Origin of the sequence: Amycolatopsis sp. NPDC001319 (assembly GCF_042896185.1) — a bacterium.
Taxonomy (GTDB): domain Bacteria; phylum Actinomycetota; class Actinomycetes; order Mycobacteriales; family Pseudonocardiaceae; genus Amycolatopsis.
In genome coordinates this window covers 140,299-164,188 of record NZ_JBIAWY010000012.1, presented here as the reverse complement: position 1 = coordinate 164,188, position 23,890 = coordinate 140,299, and the positions used below count along the sequence as shown (strand labels likewise).

Genomic DNA, 23,890 nt, shown 5'->3' with positions numbered 1-23,890 from the left:
TTCACGAACGGAGAGTGCCGGCTGATGTCCGACAGCTACACCGCAGCGATCGTCCACTCGCCCGAGGCCGGGGTGCGGCTGCGCCCCGAGGGAGGCGAGCTGCCGACGGACGCGAACGACGTCAACCTGCTCGGCATGGCCATCGCGCTGGCGCTCGGGCGGGCCGGGTACGAGCACCACCCCGAGCCGCGCGACCCGCAGTTGCAGACGCTCGACGCGCTCATCGCCGGCGACACCGTGATGCCGTGGCGCCAGCCCGGCGACGCGACCGACGAGCAGCAGCTCACGTGCACCCGTGGCGCCGGCGGCGCGTGGCGCTGCGAGGTCAAGCAGGCCTGAGCGCCGGTTCCCCGACCCTGAGGCCCGTCTCCGCGCCGGCAGGGTCAAAACGGGCCGCGTTGCTGCCCGCTCTCCCGGCAAGCCCTGTCCCCAATGGTCTGGACCTGTTAGCGTCCGGCGGTCTTCTTCCCCCGTCGAAGGGAAAACGATCGTGCTGAGACGTCTGGTCACGGCTGGGGCCGGGGTGGCCCTGGTGCTCGCCTCCCTCGCAGCGCCGGCGACGGCGACCACACCTGCTCCCACCCCGGCCGCGGCGAATCACCGGCCGGACCACAAGGTCATGGCCTACTTCGCCGACTGGGACGTGTACGCCCGCAACTACCACGTCAAGGACATCGAGACCTCCGGCTCCGCCGCGAAGCTCACCCACATCAACTACGCGTTCGGCACCGTCACGGCCGGCCAGTGCGCGTTCGGCGACGAGTGGGCCGACGCCGATCAGCCCTACGACGCCGCCACGAGCGTGACCGGCCAGGCCGACAGCGCCGAGCCCGGCGCGTTGCACGGCAGCTTCAACCAGCTGCTGCAGCTCAAGAAGCTGCACCCGAACCTGAAGATCCTGTGGTCGTTCGGCGGCTGGACCTTCTCCCCCGGCTTCACCGAGGCCGCGAAAGACCCCGCGAAGTTCGCGGACTCCTGCTACGCCCTGGTGAACGACCCGCGCTGGGCCGGGCTCTTCGACGGCATCGACGTGGACTGGGAGTACCCCAACGCCTGCGGCCTCGAGTGCGACGCCAGCGGCCCCGACGCCTTCACCGAGGTCGTCCGGGCCCTGCGCGCCAGGTTCGGCAAGCAGCTCGTGACCGCGGCGATCACCGCGGACGGCACGCCCGGCGGCAAGATCGACGCCACCGACTACGCGGGCGCGAGCCGTTACCTCGACTGGTACAACGTGATGACCTACGACTACTTCGTCGCCGGCGCCTCCCCGGCCGGTCCCACCGCGCCGCATTCGCCGCTGCGCTCGTACCACGGCATCCCCACCGCGGGGTTCTACGCGGACGCCGCGATCCAGAAGCTGCGCCGCGACGGCGTGCCGCCGGCGAAACTGTTGCTGGGCCTCGGGTTCTACGGCCGCGGCTGGGACGGTGTCACGCAGAAGCAGCCCGGCGGCACGGCGACCGGCCCGGTGAAGGGCACCACCACGGGTGAGGACGGCGTGGAGGACTACAAGGTCCTCAAGACCACGTGCCCGTCCAACGGCCTCATCGCCGGCACCGCCTACGCGAAGTGCGGCTCGCAGTGGTGGAGCTACGACACTCCCGCGACGGCGTCGGCCAAGGCCGGTTACGCGAAGTCGCAGGGGCTCGGCGGCGTGTTCGCGTGGGAGCTCTCCGGCGACACCACGAACGCCGAACTCCTCTCCGCGATCTCCCGCTGATCTCCGCCGGGGCCCGGGCCGCGAGCCCGGGCCCCGGTGAAAAGCCCGTCGTTGTCCGGTTCGGGCCGCTCTGCGAATACTGGGTGATGCCCGAAGACCCCGCCGAAGCCATGGCGGCGCGCGTGTTCGACGCCGCCGTCGCGACTTCCGACGTCATCGCCATCGCGCTCGGCGACCGCCTCGGCTACTACCGCTCCCTCGCCGGCGGCGACCGCACGCCCGCCCAGCTCGCGGAGTCGACCGGCACCGACGAGCGGTGCGCCCGCGAATGGCTCGAACAGCAGGCGGTGTCGGGGTTCCTGGAGGTCACCGGTACCGAGACCGAACGGCACTACCGCTTCGCCCCGGGCGCCGAGACCGTGCTCGCCGACCAGGACGCGCTCGCCTACCTCAGCCCGCTCGCGCGCCAGCTCGTGAGCGCCGCCGGGCACGTGCCCGAGGTCGCGGAGGCGTTCCGCACCGGCCACGGCTTCCCGTGGGCCGGCTACGGCGCCGACATGCGCGAATCCCAGGCGGCGCTCAACCGTCCGGGTTTCCTGCACCTGCTGGCGCACCAATGGCTGCCCGCGATGCCCGACGTGCTCGCGCGCCTGGCCGACGGGCCGTCGCGTGTCGCCGACATCGGCTGCGGCGGCGGCTGGGCCGCGATCGCGCTGGCGCGCGCGTTCCCCGAGACGCACGTCGACGCGTACGACCTCGACCAAGCGTCGGTGGAGCTCGCCCGGACCAACGTCGCCGAAGCCGGCCTCACCGACCGGATCACCGTGCACCGCCAGGACATCGGCACGGTCGAGGCCGAGCCGTACGACCTCGTGATGGCCTTCGAATGCCTCCACGACCTGCCCTACCCCGTCCGCGCGCTCGCGGCGATGCGCGGCCTCGGCGGGCCGGTGCTCGTGGCCGACATGAAGGTCGCCGACGAGTTCACCGCGCCCGGCGACGCCGTCGAGCGGCTGATGTACGGCTTCAGCGTGGCGATCTGCCTGCCCGACAGCATGAGCAGCACGGGCTCGGCCGCCACCGGCACCGCGATCCGCCGCTCGACCGTCGAGGCGTACGCCCGCGAAGCCGGGTTCGCCCGCATCGAGACCCTGCCGATCGACCACGACATGTGGCGCTTCTACCGGCTGGGCTGAGTGCTCACTGGATGCGCCGCTCCACGCCCGCCCAGGCCTTCTCGCGCAGCACGTATTTCTGGATCTTCCCGGTCGAGGTCTTCGGCAGGTCCCCGAACGTCACGGACTTCGGCGCCTTGAACCGCGCCAGCCGCTCGCGCACGAACTCGACGATCTCCGCCTCCGTGGCGCTCGCGCCGTCGCGCAAGGTCACGTACGCGGCCGGCACCTCGCCCCAGCGCTCGTCCGGCACGGCGACCACGGCCACCTCCAGCACGGCCGGGTGCTCGGCGATCGCCTGCTCCACCTCCACCGACGCGATGTTCTCGCCGCCGGAGATGATCACGTCCTTGCTGCGGTCGCGCAGCTCGACGTAGCCGTCCGGGTGCACCACGCCGAGGTCGCCGGTGCGGAACCACCCGTCGGGCACGGCGGCGCGCGTCGCTTCGGGGTCGTCGAGGTAGCCGAGCATGACGTTGTTGCCGCGCAAGGCGATCTGGCCGACGGTGGCGCCGTCGGCGGGCACGTCGGTGCCGTCGTCGGCGATCACGCGGGCGGTGCAGGAGATCATGTTGCCCACGCCCTGGCGGGCCTTGAGCCGCGCCTGCTCCTGCTCGTCCAGCGCGTTCCACTCGGGACGCCAGTCGCAGATCATCGCCGGGCCGTAGGTCTCGGTCAGGCCGTACAGGTGCGTCACGTCGAAGCCGAGCTCGCTCATGCGGCGCAGGATCGCGGGCGACGGCGGCGCTCCCCCGGTGGCGACCCGCACCGTCGTCTCGACCGGCGCCGCTTCCGGGGCGTAGGCGAGCATCGACAGCACGGTCGGCGCGCCGTTGAGGTGCGTGACGCCCTGCTCGCGGATCAGCTGCCACACGCGGGCGGGCTCGACCTTCGGCAGGCACACGTGCGTGGCCGCGGCCGCGGTGACCGCCCACGGGAAGCACCAGCCGTTGCAGTGGAACATCGGCAGCGTCCACAGGTGCACGGCCGAGGGCGAGAGGCCCGTGTGGCCGACCATCGCCAGCGCCTGCAGGTACGCGCCGCGATGGCTGTAGAGCACGCCTTTCGGCCGGCCGGTGGTGCCGGAGGTGTAGTTGATCGACAGCACGGACCGCTCGTCGTCGGGCGTGATCGCCAGCGGCTCGGCGGCCGCCAGCAGCCGCTCGTACTCCTCGCCCGCGCGGATCCGGCGTGGCGCGGGCCCGGGCAGCAACGCGATGGCGTGTTCGACCAGCTCGTCGAACACCGGGTCGTGCACCAGCACCGCCGCTTTCGCGTGCTCCAGGATGTAGGCCACCTCGCGCGCCGCGAGCCGCGTGTTCACCGCGACGAGCGGCACGCCCGCCCACGGCACGCCGAAGTTGGCTTCCAGCAGCACGTGGGTGTTGGGCGCGAGCACGGCCACCGGCCGCCCGTCCGCGAGCGGCGCCAGCGCCCCGGCGAGCCGGCGGCACCGCTCGTGCAGCTCGGCGTAGGTCCAGCGGTCCTCACCGTCGACCACGGCGATCCGGTCCCCGTGCGCGGCCGCGGCGCGGTCGAGGTAGGCGGTCGGGGTGAGCGGCTCGTACGACAGGGTGCTGATGGAGTCCACGGATTCCTCTCCCGGCTTCGGCGACGGTGCCGCTGCAGAGAATAGGCCGCACTCAGCCCCCGAAACCGGGAATGTGAGGCACCAGCGACTCCGGCGGCGGCCCGGGCGGCCCCGAGACCAGCTGCACCACGGCCCCGGCCGCCGACGCCCCCGTCAGCCGCACCGCGAGCACCCCCGTCTGCGCCTGCGGCCGCGGCACGTCCCCCGAGTAGCACGCCGAGCCGCCCCCGCCTTGGAAGAACGTCGAGACGCAGCCCGTGGTCAGGTTCCCGGAGCCGCTGCCGTGGGCGCTCCTGACCTCGTAGTCCACCCCGCCGGGCCCGATGCGGGTGATCGCCACCGTGTCGACGTCCCCGCGCCCGCCGGCCGGAAGGCCGACCGGCTTCGTGACGAGGACTTCGCAGTTGCCGTCGGCGCAGGCCGCGTAGTCGCGCCCGTCGGCCGCGCCCGGCAGGTCCCCACCGGCGGGGTGTGCGTGGCCGGTCGTGCCGGTGCTGCAGCCGGTGACCGCCAGCAGAAGCACCGGGGTGAGCCACTTGCGGTCCATGGGCTGTTCCTCCCTCGCTCGTGTCGGGGGAAGGTAACGCCGCTATGGCGGGAGGGGTCCCGGTCCACTGGACCGGAACCCCTTCTCGGGCGCGTGACAACTTTCGCGCGCCAGGGTCGGGCCAGGCCGTCGGAGTTCGTCAGCCTGAAGTCGCGCTTTCCTGCTCGGCACGGCCCGGGAGCAAGTTGCCACTGCGACAGCGAAGGGGGCCCCGGTTCGCAATGGCCCGGGACCCGTCCTCGTACGCGTGACAACGTTCTCGCGCCGGAGTCGAGCCAGGCCGGCGGAGGCCGTCAGCCTGAAGTCACGTCTTCCTGCTCGGCACGGCCCAGGAGGAAGTTGCCACCGCGACAGCGAAGGGGCCCCGGTTCGCAATCGACCGGGACCCCCTTCTCGGGCGCGTGACAACGTTCTCGCACCGGGGCCGAGCCAGGCCGTCGGAGGCCGTCCGCCCGAAGTCACGTCTTCCTGCTCGGCACGGCCCAGGAGCAAGTTGCCACCGCGACAGCGAAGGGGCCCCGGTTCGCAATCGACCGGGACCCCTCCTTGCGTGCTTGCGGTCAGCCGACCGGGCCGTTGACCGGGGTCACGGTGACGTCGTGCTGCTGGCCGGTCTGGTCCACCACGGTGACGGTGAGCTTGTCGCCCGGGTGGTGGGTGTCCATGAGGGTGGTGAGGGCGGTCGCCGAGTCGACGGTCTTGCCGTCGACGGCGGTGATCACGTCGCCGCCCGTGAGGCCGGCCGAGGCGGCGGGGCCGCCCGCGACGACGTCCTGGATCTGCGCGCCGGTCGAGCTGCCCTGGGACTGGTCCGGGCCACCCTGGGACTGGCCCTGGCCGAACCCGCCGGGCGCCTGCTGTGGCTGGCCGGCGTCGCTCACCGACACGCCGAGGAACGCGCTCTGTCCGATGTGGACGGAGTCGGACGACTTGCCGCCGATGATCTGGTGGGCCAGGTCGATCGCCTGGTTGATCGGGACCGCGAAGCCCTGGTGGCCGCTCGAGGCGCCCTGCTGGCCGCTGCCGTCGCCGAGGCCGCCCTGGCCCTGGCCCGGATCGCCCTGGCCCAGACCGCCCTGACCCTGGCCGAGACCGCCGAGGCCACCCAGGCCGCCCTGACCTTGCCCGAGACCGCCTTGCCCGAGACCACCCTGCCCCAGGCCGCCCTGACCCTGACCGAGCCCGCCGCGACCGCGGCCGAGACCGCCCTGGCCCTGGCCGCCGTTGAACTGGAAGCCCTGAGACGCGGCGGTGTCGACGCCGATGACCTGGCCGTTGGCGTTGACCAGCGGGCCGCCGGAGTCGCCGGACTGGATGTCGGCGTCGACCTGAATCAGGCCGGTGAGCTGCTCCGACGAGCTGGCCGACTCGTCCGACGCGGTGATCGACTGGTTCAGCGCCGTCACCTTGCCGGCCGCCACGGCCGGGGTGCCGCCGGCGCCGCCGGCGTTGCCGATGCCGACCACGGCGTCGCCGACCGCGACCGCGGACGAGTTGCCGAGCGTCGCGGTCTTCAGGCCGGAGGCGCCGTTGAGCTTGATCACCGCGATGTCGTGGCTGCGGTCGTAGCCGAGCACGGAGGCGGTGTAGGTCTTGCCGTCGCCGATGTCGGTCACCTTGATGCTGGTGGCGCCTTCGACGACGTGGTTGTTGGTGAGGATCTCGCCGTCCGAGGTCAGCACGATGCCGGTGCCCGCCGCGGCGGCGCTCTGGTAACCGAGCTCGGTGTTCACGTCGACCAGGCCCGGGTCGACCTTCGTCGCGATCCCGTTGGGGTCGATCGACGTGCTCGACGTGCCCCCGGGAGGCGCCACGGACCCGAAGTTCTGGTTGCCCGACGCGGAATCCGAGCCCGGCGTCCACACGAAGTGCCCGATGCCGAGGCCGAGCACGACCGAAAGCCCGATGGCGCCGACGGCGATCGCCGCGCTGCGCATCGGCCGCGGCGGCCGGTGGTACGGCGTCTGCGGGAACTGCTGGGTGCCCGGGTGACCCCACGCGCCCTGCGGTGCCCAGCCCTGGTTGTAGCCGTCGTACGGGCCGTAGTGGCCCTGTTGTCCCGGGGTGCCTTGCCGGCCCGCCGCGTCCGGCTGTCCGTACTGCCCGTACGCGCCCGGCTGGGCCTGGTCACCGTGTCCGTACGGCCACCCACCGGTCGACCCCGGCTCCTGTTCGCTCATGTTCCCGCTCCAGCCTCGTCCCGCTCCTGGCTACCGCCTCGGCCAGAACACACCCCGTACCTGAGATTTTCCTTGCCGGGCTCCGTGGGAAACCTGTGGAGTTTCCCCAGGTTCGGTCGCGGATCGGGTGATTCCTCCCGCCGGCGCCCAAATCGGACTCGCCTGGTGGCCACGTGCGGCGGTGGTTACCGTCGGGGGCATGGGTGAGCTGATCGAGGACGAGGCACAGCGCGCGGCGCGGCTGCTGGACGCGCAGGCCAAGGCCGTCGAGCTGTTCGACGAGGTCGAGCGGCGCGGGTTGCTCGCGCCCGGCGTGCGCGAGACGGAGGCGAGCAACGCGCTGCGCGACCTCGCGGCGGAGCTGTTCGGCGTGGACCGCTACTGGCACAAGCGGATCGTGCGCGCGGGCGAGAACACTCTGCGGCCGTACCGGGAGAACCCGCCCGACCGCGTGATCGCCGAGGACGACATCGTCTTCGTGGACTTCGGGCCGATCTTCGAGGAGTTCGAGGCCGACTTCGGGCGGACGTTCGTGCTCGGCGACGACCCCGTGAAGCTGCGGCTGCGCGACAGCCTGCCCGTGGTGTGGCAGGCCGGGCGCGAGTACTTCGAGGCACACCCGGACGTGACCGGCGCCGAGCTGTACGAGCACGTCACCAAGCTCGCCGCCGAGGCCGGCTGGGAGTTCGGCGGCGCGCACTCCGGGCACCTCGTGGGCCAGTTCCCGCACGAGACGATCGACGGCGAGCGGATCGAGTCCTACATCGCGCCGGGCAGCGACCGGCCGATGCGCCGGCCGGACCGCAACGGGCAGACGTCGCACTGGATCCTCGAGGTCCACCTCGTCGACCGCGAACGGCGGATCGGCGGGTTCTTCGAGGAGCTGCTCGACCTCGGCCACGAGCGGTCCGGCGGCGGCTCCGACTAGACAGCGGCGGGTTTCGCGGCCAGCCAGGAGAGCTTGCCGAGCCTCGGCTGCAGCACCGTGTCCACACTCCACACGGATCCGGCGGCCGCGTAGTACAGGCCGAGCGAGGCGAAGATGTAGCCGACGGACGGTCCGAGGTCCGTCATGCCCGGCGCGTCCCACGGCAGGTGGAAGCCCTCCGCCGCCGACCAGATGCCGAACGAGAACACCGCGCTCCCGATGAACACGAGGTTCGAGAACGCCCCGAAGATCAGCCCGAGCGCGATCAGCGTCTCGATCACGGCGGTGCCCACGGCGAACGCCGCCGGGCTCCAGCTCGCAACGGTGTGCCACAGCTCCAGCCACTGGTGCACCACGGGGACTGAGATCTTGTCGGCCTTGCCCAGCTCCTTGCCGAGCGTCTGGCCGTGCACGAAGCCCGGCAGCCACTTGAACGTGGCGTCGATCGCCCACACCACACCGAACACGATCCGGGCGACCGCAGCGGCGTGCAGCCGCCGGAAGGTGGGGGACACGGAACCCGCGACGGGCGCGGCTTGAGTGACAGGGGTACTCACGGCGAAGGTCCTTTCCGGACTCAAGTGGGCTGCCCGGCAGGTCGGGCAGGGTGAGCTTAGGCAAACCTAAGCAGATGTCGAGAGTGGTGTTCGTCTCGGCTCGCGCGGTGAACCTGCGGGGATGTGTCGCCGTATGTCGGGGATTTTTCGGTCAAATCGGGATGATTGGGACTATTTCGCGTGGGGCGGTTGATCATTTGCCGTGGTGGTTTCGGCCCCGGATGACGCCTTTTCGAATATCGGGGTTTATCCCTCCCTATTGGCGGATTTGCGTGTCAGCGGGATTGATGTCGCAAAAGACGCCGGCCGCACTTTTGTCGAACCACAACGCCGAATCGTGACCGAAACGGCGTAACCGCCGGACCACCACGGCGATATGCGGGTGAACCAATGACCTCCCAGGGAGATTGCATGCGCAGAACCACTTTCGTCGTCGCCGCGGGTGCCGCGTTGGCACTCGTGCTGACGGGCTGTGGTGCCAAGGGCCAGAACGGGACGGCGTCGGGCGCCGGTGACAAACCGGAACTCGGGCTCGCCGCACCGTTCCAGAATGTGCTGGAACTGTCGGCCGCCTCGAAGCAGGTCACGCAGAAGTCGAAGTCGGCGAAAGTCTCGCTGGTGGCGAACGCGGCCGGCAAGACGGTCACGGCCCAAGGCGACTACTTGTTCCAGCCGGGCAACATCGAGCTTTCGCTGACCGAGACCGTCGAAGGCCAGCAAGTCGAGCTGCGGATCGTCGACAAGACCCTGTACGTGAAGGTTCCGCCGGGCGAGGCGAGCCAGCTGGGCACCGACAAGCCTTGGCTCAAGATCACGCCGGGTGCCGACGACGCGCTGTCGCAGGCGATGTCGGGCAGCATGGGTTCGACCTCCCAGGCGAGTGACCCGACCGAGGTGCTCGACCGGGTCGCCGAAGCCGGCCGGATCCTCAGCTCCGACCAGACCACCCTGGACGGCGAGAAAATGAACCACTACAAGGTGCAGCTCGATCTCGACAAGATCCTGGACAAGGTCACCGACTTCCTGCCGGCCGCGGCGAAGGCCAAGCTCGAGCAGCAGGTCAAGGGCAAGCACATCATGCTCCCGACCGAGCTCTGGGTGGACAAGAACCAGCTCCCGCGCCAGATCACGATGGACGAGACCGCACTGACCCAAGCCGAAGGCACGGGCGGCACCGGCCTGGGCAAGAGCACGCTCAAATACAGCGACTGGGGCACCCCCGTCACCATCACCGCCCCGCCGGCCGACCAGATCGCCGACATGAGCGAGATCGTGAAGCAGATGGGCGGCTGACCGCTTCCCTCGCCGCGAAGGGCGCCTCGACCACCGTCGGGGCGCCCTTCGCGGCGATTGCGGACTTCGAGCACGCCCTCACTGTCCGGGGCGGCGGTCTCCCCGTGCGTCGGATGCAGGAGCTTGCCCGGCCGGCTGGCGCAGCAGAACGCCGATCCGCTGCTCCTTCGGGCCGACGCGTCGGAACTATCTGTCCTGCCGATGCCGGCGCTCGTCGTCGGCTGCGGTTTCGCCGGAGGACGAAGGAGCACAATGGATCTCAGACCGCCGGTACCGGAGCGCAAGCTCGGGCCACACCCGTTGACCGAGGACGGGGTCGCGGCCTTGCTGCACCGCTACGCGTTTCACGACTCCCTCGTCCGTCGCGTCATCGTCGATCAGGAATGGGGCCCGCAAGGGACACGGGTCGTCCGGCTTGTGATCGACGCCAGGGTCCTGAGCGAGGGTGCGCGCTGGGAAGATCTCCGCTGGGAACCGGTGTCCCTGGACCTGCTCGACGTGCGGCGGTTCCGCATCGACGAGAACATCGAGGGCTCGTGGGTGCTCTACGATCCCCCGCAGTTCACCCGCTTCGGCGGCCTGCTGCAGGTCGACTTGTGTGCCGAACGTTTCGGGAGCCTGCACCCGGAGAATGCCGAGGAAGTCTTCGACGGCTCGGCGCTGGTCTTCGCAGCGACCGGAGGCACCTGGAGCGCCCTGCACCCCTGGGCTCAGTGAGACTGTCGTCAATTGCGCGAACCGCACCACAGCAACCGGATCCCGTGGGTCAGGACGCGGCGACCTCGCCCGGGAGGGTGCCGTCGAGGTCGGTGAAGGCGTAGTGGGTGGCGAGGTCCGTGGTGGTGTGGACGCGGCCCGAGCGGGTGAGCACGGCGGGGTCGGCCGCGAGGGCCGCGACGCCGCGGCCGACGAAGCGCGGGGACTCCGCCGCGGCGAGGTCGAACTCGCCGGCGCCCGGGATGTCGAGGACGGTGCGGCCGTCGGGCGTGGGGCGGCCGGCGAGGGCGAGCAGCTCGGTGCGCACGAGGCCCGGCCAGATCGAGACGGCCGCGACGCCGCGGTCGCGCAGTTCCAGCGCCATGTCGGCGGTCATCTTGTCGACCGCGGCCTTGCCGACGCCGTACACGGTGTTCTGCTGGTACGCCGCCGCGCCCGACGACGAGATGTTCGCGATGAGGCCACCGCCCGCGGCGAACAGCAGCGGGGCGGCGAACACGCTCGCCACGTAGTGCGAGCGCGCGCCTATGCCGAGGACCTCGTCCCACGCGGTCAGCGGCAGGTCCCAGAACGGCCGGTTCAGCCAGGTTGCCAGGTCAGGCGCGGAGAAGACGTTGTTCACCAGCACATCCAGCCGGCCCGCCTCCTCGGCGACGCGCGCGAAGACCGCCTCCACCTGGGCGTCGTCGTGGTGATCACACCGCACGGCGACCCCGGTGCCACCCAGCGCGGTCACCTCGGCGGCCGTCTCGCCCAGCGTGCCCGGCAACGCCACGGGCTCAGCGGTGCGGCCCGTGACGTACACCGTCGCCCCCGCCGCCCCCAACTCGAGGGCGATGCCCTTGCCCACACCCCGCGTCGCACCCGTGACGACCGCGATCTTGCCCGCCAAAGCTCCGTTCATGATCCCGATCTTGCCCGCGCCCCGGGACCACGGCGAACGGCCGGCCCGGGAAGGCACGCTTCCTGCCCACCAGCGCCGGCCACACCGGGCCCCCGCGACGCGCCGAACCGCGATCACGCGCACCGCCCAGCAGCGAACCGCGGCCCCGAAGTCGCACGTCCTGCCCGCGCACGCCGGACCCCGCGAGCCAAATCCTGAAAGCGGCCGCCGATGCGCTTCCTGCCGGCATGGACCGGCAGGAAGGGCACTCAGCAAGCCGCCGAATCACGAAAGCACCCTCACCCACCCGCGGCAGACCGCCGAGCCGCCGACCCGACGCCGCGCGTTCTGCCCAACCGCGACCACGCGCCGCGCCAAAGCCGGCCCACACCTGCCCACCAAAACCACAGCGGGGCCGGTCCACCCTGGACCAGCCCCGCCGCGATCACCGAAACCTCAGTACCGGAACTGCTGCAACTGCCTCCCGTCGTAGGAAGGCACCCAGCCCGTGCGGGTGGCGGGGTCGAGTTGCACCGAGCGTTCGGTGAGGGAGTTGTACTCGCCGCCGAAGGGGCTCGACACGAAGTTCAGGCCGGAAACCACCGACAGCTGCTTGCCGGTCGCCAGGTCGATCACGGCGAGCTGGCTCGTGGCGTTGTTGTCGGTGATCACGCCGCCCACCTTGCCGAACTGCGAGATCACCGGGGGCGTGCGGAAGGCGACCAGGCCGAGGTGGTGCACGCCGTCCACGGCGAGGAAGGCCGCCTGCTGCTGGCGCACCGTGTACGACTCCCCCGCGGTCAGCGTGTCGCCCGCGATGGAGCCCAGCGAGGTGGTGCCGACGATGTTGAGGCTCACCGAGCGGTACACGAGCTGGTACAGCTTGTTCGCGCCCTCGTCGTAGGCCATGGCGCCGGCGCAGACGCTGCCCGCGCCCGACAGGGTCGTCGTGCCGGAGTCGAGGTCGACGCTCGCCATGGAGGCCGCGCCGCCGCCGAAGCAGATCGGGCCGCCGCCGGTGCGCGCGAGGTAGACCAGACCGGTGGCCTGGTCGAGCTCGATCATCTTGAACGCGCCCGCCACGGCACCCGGCGGGTCCGCGAGCAGCGGCGTGCCGAGGGCGCCGTCGGCCAGGGTCAGCGGCAGGACGAAGTCGGTGTTGTCCGCCGTCCGCTTGGCCAGGATCGCCACGCGGTGCCGGGTCGCGTCCACGCGGCCGCCCTGCACCGAGTAGCCGTCCGCGGTCACGGAAGCCACCCGCTGCAACGACGTCGTGTCGTACGTCTCCAGCGTCCACCCGGCGTTGGTGAAGTGCAGCAACGCCAGCCGGTGCGCCGAAGCGTCCGCGCCGAGCACCTGGTAGCCGCCGTCGCCGGATGGGTCGGACGTGAGCACCCGCCCGTACGTGCCCTTCACGGCGTCGTACTCCTGCACCGCCTCACCACCGCCGGGCGCGCGCAGCGCCGCGTACGACAGACCTTGAGCCGCCGCCGCGAAACTCGTCACCACGGCGTTTCCGGGCGCATAGCCGTCATCGACCGCGAGGAACGACGTCGGCGACGCCTGACCGAGCACCTTGCCCTGGCGGTCGGTGGCGAGCACGCGCACGTCGTAGGCCACCGAACCACCCAGCCCGAGCTTCACCGCGTCCAGCTTCGCGACGCCGTTACGCGCCGGAAGCTGCTGGTACGCAACAGATCCCGCGCTCGGGCCACCCTGGTCGCGCCGGTCGCCGTTGGCGTTGGTCACGGTGTTGAGCGAGTTGTACAACGTCGGCGCCGGAGCCGACACCTCCACCGCGGCGCCGGTCGCACCCGGCACGCCGCGCACGTCGTAGCCGAGCGAGAACGCCGGCGCCGCCCGCGTGATCTCCACGAAGTGCCCGGAAATCCCGCCCGCCGTGAGGATCGGCGCGTCGGGCCGCTGCGCCGCGCCGCCGACGCGGATCGCGGTGAACTCGCCGTAAGTCGGGTCGCCGGCGGTGCCGGTCACCGAACGCTGCACGATCCCGACGCCGTAGACGCCCGCCCCGCCGGCGAAAGCCGAAGCCGGCACGACCACGTCACCGGAAGTCGCGGTGACCGGCGCGACGAACGAAGTGCCGAACAGCGGCGCGTTGACCGGGTTCCAGTGCCCCAGCGTCGACACGACCACCTGCGGGTTCGAGAGGTTCCGCACGCCGGTGAGGTCGTAGTGCACCCGCACGTCCTTGCCCACGGCCACGGTTGCCGGCGCCACCGGGGCGAGTGCCTCGGCGTAGGTGCCGTCGGCCGGTCCGAAGGTGAGCGTCTGCGCGGCCGACGCGACCACGCGGTGTCCCGAGCGGACCTCGAAGGTGACGGGCACGGATCGGTCCTCTGTGGACACCACCGGAAGTCCCGCCGCGGCCAGGATTTCCTTCGGGCTCAGCCGCACGGCCGGAACGTCCGAAGTGAACTCGTGCCCGTGGATCTTCAGCGCGTACGTCGCGTGATCCGGCGCACCCACCACGTCGGCGCCGACGGTGACCGGGCCGACGAGGCCCTCCCCCGTGCCGCCGGTGTCGAGGTCGATGCGGCCGCCGTCGGCGTTTTCGGTGAAGGAACCGCCGAGCCCGCCCACGGTCACGCGGTGCGCCACGGAAACCCCCGCGATCGCCGGCTCCGCATGCCGATCACCGAGCACCGACTGCACCGCCGCCGTCACGTCGATCTGCGGACCGACCGTCACGGGCCGGTCCATCTGCGGCGGCGACGCGACCGGCCGCGCCGTGTGCTGCAGGACCGAGCGGACGTCGGCCGGGCTCAGTGAACGGCCGGCCAGCTTCGCCGCCTGCAGCACCACCGCCGCCGCGGCCGCGGTCATCGGCGCGGACGCCGACGTGCCGCCGTTGAGTACCGGCGTCACGTCCTGCGCGCCGCCGCTCTGCGTGTGCTCGACGACGAGGATGTTGTCGCTGGGCGCGGAAACGTCCACGCGCGTGCCGAAGCCGGAGGAGAAGTTCCCGCCCCCGTCGGTGCGGGTGGTGGCGAAGGTCGGGTTGTGCGCGGCCGCGCCGCCGGCCTGCTGCGGCACGGCGAGCGTGTCGTCGAGCGTGGTGCCGCCGACGGCGATCGCGCCGCTGTCGAGCACCTTGGTCGGGGTGGTGGAGAACTGGTCGTCGGCGATGTCCGTGGTCGCGCGGGCGTCGCGCGTCACGTCGGTGGGCGTGCTGCCGCCGTCCGGGCCGACCGCGGCCGGGGTGTAGAGGCGCGTGCCGTCGTTGGACGAGATGGTGACGACGATGTGGTACTGGTTCACGATCGTCGAGATCACCGCCTGCGCCACCGGGTCGTCTTCGAGGTAGCGGCCCGGGAAGCCCGCGCTGTCGGTGCCGACGCCGAGGCTCGCGGTGATCACGTCCGGCCGCGGGGTCTGGCGCGCGGCGGCCAGCAGCGCCACGGAGATCTGGTCGAGCGTCGGCTCCTGCGGCACCACCAGCCGGTACTGCGCGCCGGGCGCGATGCCGAGCAGGTCGGTGAAGCCGTCACCCTGGGCGCCGGCGCGCTGCGCGTCGTGCGGCAGCGGGGCCATCACGCCGAAGTCGAGCAGCACCTCGCCGAGCGCGGGGTCCTCGTTCTCCACGGAGCCGAGCGGGTCGAGCCGGCCCGAGGAGTCGGCGGTGTAGGTGGGGATCAGCGGCATCGACGGCACATCGAGGTAGCGCTGGCCGCCCTGCACGACGGTGGTCGGGCCGTAGTTGCGCACGTAGGTGTCGCCCGCGTCGGCCATGCTCTGGTCGGTGAGGTCGCCGAGCGAGACGTTGGTGATGATCTCGCCGCTGCCCGGGAGCTTCCCGTGCAGGAGGCTGTACGTACCGAGCGCGTTGGTGCCGCCGGCGTCGAGGTAGCTCTGCGCCGACGACGTCACGCCGTAGTTCGACGGCAGGCCGGTCGGCGGTTTCTGGTGCGCCTGCGGCAGTTTCGCCGCTTTCACCTTCGGCTGCGGCACGGGCACGGGGCCGGTCGACATCGCCGAGACGCGGCGGTCGGGCTGCGCGCTCACCACGCCGGGCGTGGCGGCGAGCTTCTGCACGGCGGCATCGGTGTGCTTGCTGTCGGCGAGGTGCACCAGCACGGTCTTGGCCAGCGCGGGCACGTCGGTGACGTCGGGGAACACCGGTTCGACGGAGGTCGCGCCGACCGCGGCCAGCGCCGCGTTGACGCCGTTGTCCGACGTCTTGGCCGCACGGCGACCGGCCGCGAGCGGCGCGCCGGTCACGGCCGTGGAGGCGGCGAGCTGCACGAGCACGTCACTCGGCTGCTCGGGCGTGGCGCTGCGGGTGAAGGCGGCGCGCACGGCGTCGTCGGTCGGCGCCAGCGCGCCGAGTGGGGAAGTCCCCTGCGGCAGCGCGAGCACGGTCTTGCCGAGCGTCTTGCCGTGGGCGTCGGTGCGGGTCGCGGTGCCGTCGGGGTCGACGGTGATGCTGCCGCCATCGGGCATCGCGACGTGTCTCGAAGGTGGTGGCTGATCGGGCTCGGGTGCGGCGGTGGCCGGAGCGACTGCGAGACCGGCGAAGGTCGCGGCCGCGGTCACAGCGGTCAGGACACGGCGAAACGGGATCGTTCGGGCGCGGGGCACCTGGCTCCCTTTCGGGTCGGGGGGACGGGGAGTTCACAGGGGTCGGGGACGGGGATCACCGACCGGTCGGCCAGTGATCGGATCAATTTCCCAGCGGTGGCCGCGGTGGCGCAAGATAGCCACCATGACCAATAGTCGCCAAGTGGCGGGTTCCCGCCAGCAGCTGCGGGACCTCGACGCGCTCGGCGTCCCGGCCACGGACGCGCAGGTCTACACGGCGCTGCTCGGCCATCCGCGCACGCGAGCCGTGGACCTGGTGGAACAATCCGGACTTTCCGCCCAGCAGGTGACGCGGGCGCTCTCGCGGCTCACCGCGAGCGGCATGGCGAGCCGGGTGCCCGGGCGGCCCGCGCGCTACCTCGCCGCGGCCCCCGACATCGCACTGGGTGCGCTCGCGGCCGAACGCGCGGCCGAGCTGCGAAGCGCCCGCGCGGCGATCGAGGACCTGATGACCGTGCACCGGGAAGCCAGCCGGTTCACCCACCCCGCCGAGCTCGTCGAGGTCGTGACCGGCGCGGAGAACCTCGACGCCCGCGTGCGCCGGCTGCAGGACGAGGCCCGCACGCAGATCCGCGGGTTCGACCGGCCGCCCTACGTCAGCGCGCCCGGGGGCAACCTCGACCTGGAACACCGGCGGCTCAAGGCCGGCATCGTCTTCCGCGTGATCTACGACCGCGAGGCGATCGCCGTGCCCGGCCGGCTGCAGAACGACATCCTGCTGAGCGGCACCCACGGGGAACGTTCGCGCGTGCGCCCGCAGCTGCCGATCAAGATGGTGATGGCCGACGAGGAGGTGGCGGTGATCCCGATCAGCTCGTCACCGCACGTCGTCGACGCGGCCTACATCATCCACGCCTCGGCCCTGCTCGACGCACTCGTCACGCTGTTCGAAGCGGAGTGGGACCGCGCCGTGCCGATCGCCGAGGCGTTCACCGACCCGTCGCCGGACCGCGATCCCGAGAGCATGACACTGCTGACTCTGCTCGCCGCGGGCCAGACCGACGCCGGCATCGGCCGCGCCCTCGGCTGGAGTCCCCGCACCACTCAGCGGCGCGTGCAGCGGCTGATGACCGAGCTCAACGCGACGACCCGCTTCCAGGCCGGCATGAACGCGAAAGAACGCGGCTGGTTGTAGATCCGCAGTGGACAAGTACCGGAGACCCGGTTCCGGAGCTTCGCCCGGCTCGCCGCAAGTCGAGCCGGGCGAAGCCGCGGAGATCCGCGCCCACCCGATCTCCGCCCGCCGCCGCGGCCCGAATTCGCGGAGGCGTCCGGTGGCGTGCACCACCGCGAAACAGTCCGAAGTAGACGATCAGCTCACGTGCACGTAGTCGACCACGAGCTGCTGCGGGAACTGCGTGCCACCGTCCGGGTCACCCGGCCAGTCGCCGCCCACGGCGAGGTTGAGGATGAGGAAGAACGGGTGGTCGTAGACCCACTTGTTGCCGTTGAGGTCGGCCGGCGTGCGCGTTTCGTAGGCGTTGCCGTCCACCGACCACACGATCTTGTTCGTGGACCAGTCCACCGCGTAGGTGTGGAAGTCGTCGGAGAAGTTCGGGCCGTTGTAGGCCGCGCCGATGCCGTTGGCACCGGAGTAGCCCGGGCCGTGGATCGTGCCGTGCACGGTGTTCGGCTCCTTGCCGATGTTCTCCATGACGTCGATCTCGCCGTCGGTCGGCCAGTTGCCGCCACCGAGCATCCAGAACGCCGGCCACATGCCCTGCCCGCGCGGGAGCTTCATGCGGACCTCGACGTGGCCGGAGCTCGTGGAGAACTTGCCGGAGGTGTTGAGCCGCGCCGAGGTGTACTCGCACGGGCCGTACCAGCAATTGTTGCCGGAGCTCTCCTGCTTGGCCGTGATCACCAGGTGCCCCTGGCCGTCGAGCGCCGCGTTGGCCGCGCCGGAGGTGTACCACTCGCGCTCGTGGTTGTTCACGTTGTCGCCGGTCTCGTAGTTCCACTTCGAGCCGTCGGCCGGGCTGCCCGCGGGCCCGTCGAAGTCGTCGGTGAACGTGGCGGCCGGGCTCGCCGGAGCCGCGATGCCGGCCGGTGTCGCCGTGAGCGTCACGGCTCCCGCCACGGCCAGCGCAGCCGGAATCGCCAGCAGCCGCCACCGGGCAGACGTCTTCGGAGACTTCATCGTCGTCATCCCTCGTCACTCGAGGGGCGGCCTGGCGGCGCCACCCCGGGTTTGTTGTGGATGGCAACAAAGCTAACCCGACCGGTTGTTCACCGGCAAGGATTGACGTGAGGAATTTTCCGACAACCTCACTCGGCGGTAACCGGGGCCTCCTCCAGCAACCACAGGACACCGCTCGGCGGCAGCTGCAGCACCGCCGAGGCCGCCAAGCCGTGCCACGGCTTGGCGACCGCCTCGACCGCGCCCAGGTTGCCGACCCCGGACCCGCCGTAGACCTCGGCGTCGGTGTTCAGCAGCTCGGTCCAGCGCCCGGCGGCGGGCAGGCCCACGCGGTAGTCGTGGTGCGGCACGCCCGCGAAGTTCGCGATGCACGCCAGCCGCGAACCGTCGGAGCCGATGCGCAGGAAGCTGAGCACGTTGCCGGCCGAGTCGTTGGCGTCGATCCACTGGAAACCCTCCGGCCGCACGTCGCCGCTGAAGAGCGCGGCCGTGGACCGGTAGATGTCGTTGAGGCGGCGCAGCAGGTCCTGCACGCCGCGGTGCAGCGGCTGCTCCAGCAGGTGCCAGTCGAGCGAGCGCGACTCCGACCACTCCTGCGGCTGCCCGAACTCGCCGCCCATGAACAGCAGCTGCTTGCCCGGGTGGGCCCACATGAACGCCAGCAGCGACCGCAGTCCCGCCGCCTTGTTCCAGTCGTCGCCCGGCATGCGCTGCCACAGCGAACCCTTGCCGTGCACCACTTCGTCGTGCGAGAGCGGCAGCACGAAGTTCTCGCTCCACGCGTAGACGAGCGAGAACGTCATCTCGTTGTGGTGGTAGGCGCGGTGGATCGGCTCGTGGCCGAGGTAGCGCAGCGTGTCGTGCATCCAGCCCATGTTCCACTTGAAGCCGAAGCCGAGCCCGCCGAGGTGCGTCGGCCGCGTGACGCCGGGCCACGCGGTGGACTCCTCGGCCACCATCGCCACACCAGGGTGTCGCCTGTAGACGGTCGCGTTCAGCTCCTGCAGGAACCGCACGGCGTCGAGGTTTTCGCGGCCGCCGTACTCGTTGGGCAGCCACTCGCCGTCCTTGCGCGAGTAGTCGAGGTAGAGCATCGACGCGACGGCGTCCACGCGCAGGCCGTCGAGGTGGAACTCCTCGAGCCAGTACAGCGCGTTGGCGACGAGGAAGTTGCGCACCTCGTTGCGGCCGAAGTTGAACACGAGCGTGCCCCAGTCGGGCTGCTCGCCGCGGCGCGGGTCCTCGTGCTCGTACAGCGGGCTGCCGTCGAAGCGCGCCAGCGCCCAGATGTCGCGCGGGAAGTGCGCGGGCACCCAGTCCACGAGCACGCCGATCCCCCGCTGGTGCAGGTGGTCCACGAGGTAGCGGAAGTCGTCTGGCGAGCCGAAGCGGGAGGTCGGCGCGTAGTACGAGGTGACCTGGTAGCCCCAGGAACCGCCGAAGGGGTGCTCGGCCACCGGCAGGAACTCGACGTGGGTGAAGCCGGTGTCGGTCACGTAATCGGCCAGCTGGTCGGCCAGCTCGCGGTAGTCCAGCCCCGGCCGCCACGAGCCGAGGTGGACCTCGTAGACGCTCATCGGGGCGTCGGCCCAGTTCGTCGCCTCGCGCCGGGCGGTCCACTCGTCGTCGGCCCACGTGTAGGCCGACTTCGTGACCTTCGACGCGGTCGCGGGCGGCACCTCGGTGGCGAACGCCATCGGGTCGGCCTTCTCGTGCCAGTGCCCGTCGGCGCCGAGGATCCGGAACTTGTAGCAGGAGCCGACCGGCACGTCGGGCACGAACAGCTCCCACACGCCCGACGAGCCGAGCGAGCGCATCGCGTGCCCGCGGCCCTCCCAGCCGTTGAAGTCGCCGATCACCCGCACGCCGCGCGCGGTCGGCGCCCACACGGCGAACGACACGCCTTCGACCGCGCCGTGGGGCGTGTCGTAGTCGCGCACGTGAGCGCCGAGGACGTCCCACAGCCGTTCGTGGCGGCCTTCGCCGATGAGGTGCAGGTCGAGCTCGCCGACGGTCGGCAGCCAGCGGTACGGGTCGTCGGTGACCACGGTGTGCCCGTCGTAGTCGACCTCGAGCCGGTAGTCGCCCGGGTGCTCGGGCAGCGGGGCCGCGAACAACGCGTCGGCCACGCGCTCCAGCGGGAACCGCCGCGCCCCCGCCAGCACGGAGACGGACTTCGCCCCGGGCAGCAACGCGCGCGCCACGACGGTGCCGGGGCTCGTGCTGCCGATGCCCACCGTCCCCTGGGCGTGCACGCCGAGCACCGAGTGCGGGTCGTGGTGCGAGCCGGCCAGCAGCCGGTCGATGTCCTGCGGGGACGGAGCCGCCGCGGGCAGATCCCGGGAAACCGCGTTCACGTCTTCACTCACCTCCGTGGGCGATGCGGGCGATCGCCGCCATGGGCACGGCCAGCCAGTCGGGCCGGTTCGCGTGCTCGTAGGCCACTTCGTACACCGCTTTGTCGAGTTCGAACGCACGAAGCAGCTCTCCGTGCTCGCGCGGGTCGCCGATCGGGCCGGCGGCCCCGGCGTACCCGTCGCAGAAGGCCGTGCGGTTGCGGCGCGTCCATTCGAGCGCGCGTTCGGTCAGCGCCGGGTCGTCCGGCTGGCCCACCAGCAGCTGCCGGGCCGCGTAGTCGAACGAGCGCAGCATGCCCGCGACGTCGCGCAGCGGCGACCGCAGGGCGTGCCGCTCCTCCAGCGGCGCGGCCGGTTCGCCCTCGAAGTCGAGCAGCAGCCAGCCGCCGACCGTGCGCAGCACCTGGCCCAGGTGCAGGTCGCCGTGGATGTACTGCATCGAGATCCCCGGCCGGCCCGGCGGCAGGTCGCGCAGCGCGTCGAACACCTTGTGCAGCGCGGGCGCGTGCTCGGCCAACTGCGGGACCTCGCGCGCGACCCGGTCGAGCCGCTCGGTCATGCCCGCCACCGTGCGCTCGAGTTCGGACTCGTCCACGGGGTGCGCGCCCAGCGCCGCGGCGAGGTCGGTGTGCACGTGCGCCACCGCCGCGCCCAGGCGTTCGGCCTCGCCGGCGAAGTCGCCGCCGACCTCGTCGGGCCGCAGCTCCGGCTCGGCCATCAGGTCGCGCACGCTCGTGGTGGCCATGGCCCAGCCGTCGACGGCGTCGGGCAGGAACACCTGCAGCATCGCGATCGTCGCCGGCTCCCCGGCGAGCTCGCCGGTGATCGAGCCGACGACCTCGGCGATGTGCTCGCAGCCGGCCTTCTGCAGCGCGCGGTGCAGCAGCAGGTCCTTGTTCGTCCCCGGGCTGAGCTTGCGGAACAGCTTGAGGATGTACTGCCCGCCGTACACCAGCGACGTGTTGCTCTGCTCGGAGGTGATGGGCCGCGCGCGCAGCCCGCCGGTGAGCTGCGCACCGGGCTCGTGCTCGAACACGAGCGGGCCGACGCGGTCGCCGGCCACCACGTGGTCCAGCAGCACCGCGGTCAGGTCCGCGTCACCGCTCGCCTCGTAGAAGTTGAGGCCGCCGTCGGCGCCGATCCACGCCGACGACGAGATCTCCGGCGGGTGCGAACGGCGCCCGACCAGCAGCTGGTACGGCTCGGACCGCTCGCCCTGCACCACCTCGACGACCACGTGCAGCAGCTGCGGGTCGCCTTCGACCAGCACCGTGGACGCGAGCGGGCGGACGGCCGTGATCGGCCGGTCCTTGCCCGCGAACCACCGCTGCGCCGGAAGCCAGGCCGGCAGCTCCGCGACGAGCTGCTCGACCAGGTGCCCGTGGTCGCTCAAGGCACTCACCTCATTTCGCCTTCGGCTTCCCGCTCAAGGAGCTGGAACCAGTAGAACCCGTGTCCGGGCAGCGTGAGCAGGTACGGAAGTTCACCGACCTCCGGGAACCGCACCCCGCCGGTGAGCTCCACCGGTACCGAGCCGCGGTGGCCGGCCAGGTCGAGCTCCACCGGCTGCGGGAAGCGCGACAAGTTGTTCACGCACAGCACCACGTCCTCGCGCCCGTCCGGGCGGCGCCACTGGCGCTTGTACGCCAGCACGCTCGGGTTGGACCCGCCGAGGTCCACGAAGTCGCCCTCGGCGAACGCGTGGTGCTGCTTGCGCACCTCGATCATCCGCCGCGTCCAGTTCAGCAGCGACGACACGTTGTTCGACTGGGCCTCGACGTTGAGGGCCTCGTACCCGTAGACCGGGTCCATGATCACCGGCAGGTAGATGCGGCCGGGGTCGCAGGAGGAGAAGCCGGCGTTGCGGTCCGGCGTCCACTGCATGGGGGTGCGGACCGCGTCGCGGTCGCCGAGCCAGATGTTGTCTCCCATGCCGATCTCGTCACCGTAGTACAGAACGGGCGAGCCCGGCAGCGAGAGCAGCATCGCGGTGAAGAGCTCCTGCTGGTTGCGGTCGTTGTCCAGCAGCGGCGCCAGGCGCCGGCGGATGCCGATGTTGGCCTTCATCCGCGGGTCCTTGGCGTACTCGGAGTACATGTAGTCGCGCTCTTCGTCCGTGACCATCTCGAGCGTGAGCTCGTCGTGGTTGCGCAGGAAGATGCCCCACTGCGTGCCGCTCGGGATCTGCGGCGTCTGCAGCAGGATCTCCGAGATCGGGAACCGCGACTCGCGCCGCACCGCCATGAAGATGCGCGGCATCAGCGGGAAGTGGAACGCCATGTGGCACTCGTCGCCGCCGACGTCCGGGTCGCCGAAGTACTCGACCACGTCCGAGGGCCACTGGTTCGCCTCGGCCAGCAGGATCCGGCCGGGGAACTCGTCGTCGACGACCTTGCGGCAGCGCTTGAGGAACTCGTGCGTGCGCGGCAGGTTCTCGCAGTTGGTGCCCTCCTGCTCGAACAGGTACGGCACGGCGTCGAGCCGGAACCCGTCGATGCCGAGGTCGAGCCAGAACCGCAGCACGTCGATCATCGCTTCCTGCACGGCCGGGTTCTCGTAGTTGAGGTCCGGCTGGTGGCTGAAGAAGCGGTGCCAGTAGAACTGGCCGCGCACCGGGTCGTAGGTCCAGTTCGACGTCTCGGTGTCGACGAAGATGATGCGGGCGTCGGCGTAGCGCGAATCGTCTTCGCTCCACACGTAGTAGTCGCCGTACGGGCCGTCCGGGTCCGAACGCGACTGCTGGAACCACGGGTGCGCGTCGGAGGTGTGGTTGAGCACCAGGTCGGTGATCACGCGGATCCCGCGCCGGTGCGCCTCGCCGAGCAGGTACACGAAGTCCTCGACGGTGCCGAACTCCGGCAGCACCGAGCGGAAGTCGCTGATGTCGTAACCGCCGTCGCGCAGCGGCGACGCGTAGAACGGCGGCAGCCACAGGCAGTCGACGCCGAGCCACTCCAGGTAGTCCAACCGGCTCGCGAGCCCGCGCAGGTCGCCCGTGCCGTCACCGTTCGAGTCGGTGAAGGCACGCACGAGCACCTCGTAGAACACGGCGCCCTTGAACCAGTGCGGGTCGCGCGGCGCCTCTTCGGCGTGCGCGAACTCGTCCGCCTGCGGTTCCACGAGCAGGCCCTCGGCGGTCATCGCCTCACCCGTGTGCGGAACACCGTCCAGGCCCAGAGCTGCGTCGGGCCGGCTCTCGTCGTCCATCAAACTCCACCTCGTCCCGCGTCCGGCGGTACGTTCGATCGTCCCTGCCGCGTGCC

The 23,890-nt window shown here is 71.3% G+C and carries 16 protein-coding genes and 1 pseudogene; 7 read left to right on the top strand and 10 right to left on the bottom strand.

Annotation, left to right across the window (positions count from 1 at the left end):
- The first annotated feature begins 24 nt into the window (after positions 1-24).
- The 3 genes from ACFY1H_RS37645 to ACFY1H_RS37635 all read left to right on the top strand — a co-directional run bounded on the left by ACFY1H_RS37645 (position 25) and on the right by ACFY1H_RS37635 (position 2,856).
- Positions 25-339: a hypothetical protein gene (locus ACFY1H_RS37645; RefSeq protein ID WP_366583586.1), complete on the top strand. Its 315-nt coding sequence runs from the start codon at positions 25-27 to the stop codon at positions 337-339.
- A 154-nt stretch (positions 340-493) separates the two neighbouring features.
- Positions 494-1,720, top strand: a complete 1,227-nt coding sequence (locus ACFY1H_RS37640) for a glycoside hydrolase family 18 protein (protein WP_386954699.1) — start codon at positions 494-496, stop codon at positions 1,718-1,720.
- A gap of 86 nt (positions 1,721-1,806) precedes the next feature.
- On the top strand, positions 1,807-2,856 hold the full coding sequence (locus ACFY1H_RS37635) for a class I SAM-dependent methyltransferase (RefSeq protein ID WP_386954512.1): 1,050 nt from the start codon (positions 1,807-1,809) through the stop codon (positions 2,854-2,856).
- A gap of 4 nt (positions 2,857-2,860) precedes the next feature.
- On the opposite strand, the gene ACFY1H_RS37630 is transcribed toward ACFY1H_RS37635, so the two are convergent.
- From ACFY1H_RS37630 to ACFY1H_RS37620, 3 genes are all read right to left on the bottom strand, one after another.
- On the bottom strand, positions 2,861-4,417 hold the full coding sequence (locus ACFY1H_RS37630; RefSeq protein WP_366583687.1) for an AMP-binding protein: 1,557 nt from the start codon (positions 4,415-4,417) through the stop codon (positions 2,861-2,863).
- 61 nt (positions 4,418-4,478) lie between these two features.
- The gene (locus tag ACFY1H_RS37625) at positions 4,479-4,973 is read right to left on the bottom strand and encodes a hypothetical protein (RefSeq protein ID WP_366583583.1); all 495 of its coding nucleotides are present in this window, start codon (positions 4,971-4,973) and stop codon (positions 4,479-4,481) included.
- 560 nt (positions 4,974-5,533) lie between these two features.
- Positions 5,534-7,153, bottom strand: coding sequence for a trypsin-like peptidase domain-containing protein (locus ACFY1H_RS37620; protein ID WP_366583582.1), 1,620 nt, complete (start codon positions 7,151-7,153; stop codon positions 5,534-5,536).
- Positions 7,154-7,352: 199 nt separating this feature from the next.
- Between ACFY1H_RS37620 and ACFY1H_RS37615 the strand changes: the two genes are divergently transcribed.
- A complete protein-coding gene (locus ACFY1H_RS37615; protein WP_366583581.1) occupies positions 7,353-8,081 on the top strand; it encodes a M24 family metallopeptidase in 729 nt (242 codons plus the stop codon).
- On the opposite strand, the gene ACFY1H_RS37610 is transcribed toward ACFY1H_RS37615, so the two are convergent.
- Positions 8,078-8,638, bottom strand: coding sequence for a hypothetical protein (locus tag ACFY1H_RS37610; RefSeq protein WP_366583580.1), 561 nt, complete (start codon positions 8,636-8,638; stop codon positions 8,078-8,080). The two genes, ACFY1H_RS37615 and ACFY1H_RS37610, sit on opposite strands and share 4 nt — an antisense overlap.
- A 411-nt stretch (positions 8,639-9,049) precedes the next feature.
- On the opposite strand from ACFY1H_RS37610, the gene ACFY1H_RS37605 reads away from it, so the two are divergent.
- A complete protein-coding gene (locus ACFY1H_RS37605) occupies positions 9,050-9,931 on the top strand; it encodes a hypothetical protein (RefSeq protein ID WP_366583579.1) in 882 nt (293 codons plus the stop codon).
- Between the two features lie 123 nt (positions 9,932-10,054).
- The gene (locus ACFY1H_RS37600; protein WP_386954508.1) at positions 10,055-10,648 is read left to right on the top strand and encodes a hypothetical protein; all 594 of its coding nucleotides are present in this window, start codon (positions 10,055-10,057) and stop codon (positions 10,646-10,648) included.
- A 49-nt stretch (positions 10,649-10,697) separates the two neighbouring features.
- On the opposite strand, the gene ACFY1H_RS37595 is transcribed toward ACFY1H_RS37600, so the two are convergent.
- A complete protein-coding gene (locus ACFY1H_RS37595) occupies positions 10,698-11,552 on the bottom strand; it encodes an SDR family NAD(P)-dependent oxidoreductase (protein WP_386954505.1) in 855 nt (284 codons plus the stop codon).
- Between the two features lie 435 nt (positions 11,553-11,987).
- On the bottom strand, positions 11,988-15,992 hold the full coding sequence (locus tag ACFY1H_RS37590; RefSeq protein ID WP_366583576.1) for a S8 family serine peptidase: 4,005 nt from the start codon (positions 15,990-15,992) through the stop codon (positions 11,988-11,990).
- A 262-nt stretch (positions 15,993-16,254) separates the two neighbouring features.
- Between ACFY1H_RS37590 and ACFY1H_RS37585 the strand changes: the two genes are divergently transcribed.
- Positions 16,255-17,265: a helix-turn-helix domain-containing protein gene (locus tag ACFY1H_RS37585; protein WP_366583575.1), complete on the top strand. Its 1,011-nt coding sequence runs from the start codon at positions 16,255-16,257 to the stop codon at positions 17,263-17,265.
- Between the two features lie 180 nt (positions 17,266-17,445).
- Here ACFY1H_RS37585 and ACFY1H_RS37580 read toward each other — a convergent pair.
- From ACFY1H_RS37580 to treS, 4 genes and pseudogenes are all read right to left on the bottom strand, one after another.
- Positions 17,446-18,270 (bottom strand): annotated as a pseudogene (locus ACFY1H_RS37580) (family 16 glycosylhydrolase); the annotation flags it as partial.
- A gap of 128 nt (positions 18,271-18,398) precedes the next feature.
- A complete protein-coding gene (gene glgB, locus ACFY1H_RS37575) occupies positions 18,399-20,627 on the bottom strand; it encodes a 1,4-alpha-glucan branching protein GlgB (protein ID WP_386954502.1) in 2,229 nt (742 codons plus the stop codon).
- Positions 20,628-20,631: 4 nt separating this feature from the next.
- Positions 20,632-22,020 (bottom strand): aminoglycoside phosphotransferase, encoded by a 1,389-nt coding sequence (locus ACFY1H_RS37570; protein ID WP_366583573.1) that lies wholly within the window; start codon positions 22,018-22,020, stop codon positions 20,632-20,634.
- Between the two features lie 5 nt (positions 22,021-22,025).
- Positions 22,026-23,834, bottom strand: coding sequence for a maltose alpha-D-glucosyltransferase (treS, locus tag ACFY1H_RS37565; RefSeq protein ID WP_366583572.1), 1,809 nt, complete (start codon positions 23,832-23,834; stop codon positions 22,026-22,028).
- Between the last annotated feature and the right edge of the window lie 56 nt (positions 23,835-23,890).

Coding starts and splice junctions, on each gene's coding strand:
- ACFY1H_RS37645 (WP_366583586.1), top strand. CDS start 25: ATGTCCGACAGCTACACCGCAGCGATCGTCCACTCGCCCGAGGCCGGG.
- ACFY1H_RS37635 (WP_386954512.1), top strand. CDS start 1,807: ATGCCCGAAGACCCCGCCGAAGCCATGGCGGCGCGCGTGTTCGACGCC.
- ACFY1H_RS37625 (WP_366583583.1), bottom strand. CDS start 4,973: ATGGACCGCAAGTGGCTCACCCCGGTGCTTCTGCTGGCGGTCACCGGC.
- ACFY1H_RS37620 (WP_366583582.1), bottom strand. CDS start 7,153: ATGAGCGAACAGGAGCCGGGGTCGACCGGTGGGTGGCCGTACGGACAC.
- ACFY1H_RS37615 (WP_366583581.1), top strand. CDS start 7,353: ATGGGTGAGCTGATCGAGGACGAGGCACAGCGCGCGGCGCGGCTGCTG.
- ACFY1H_RS37605 (WP_366583579.1), top strand. CDS start 9,050: ATGCGCAGAACCACTTTCGTCGTCGCCGCGGGTGCCGCGTTGGCACTC.
- ACFY1H_RS37595 (WP_386954505.1), bottom strand. CDS start 11,552: ATGAACGGAGCTTTGGCGGGCAAGATCGCGGTCGTCACGGGTGCGACG.
- ACFY1H_RS37590 (WP_366583576.1), bottom strand. CDS start 15,992: ATGCCCGATGGCGGCAGCATCACCGTCGACCCCGACGGCACCGCGACC.
- ACFY1H_RS37585 (WP_366583575.1), top strand. CDS start 16,255: ATGACCAATAGTCGCCAAGTGGCGGGTTCCCGCCAGCAGCTGCGGGAC.
- treS (WP_366583572.1), bottom strand. CDS start 23,834: ATGGACGACGAGAGCCGGCCCGACGCAGCTCTGGGCCTGGACGGTGTT.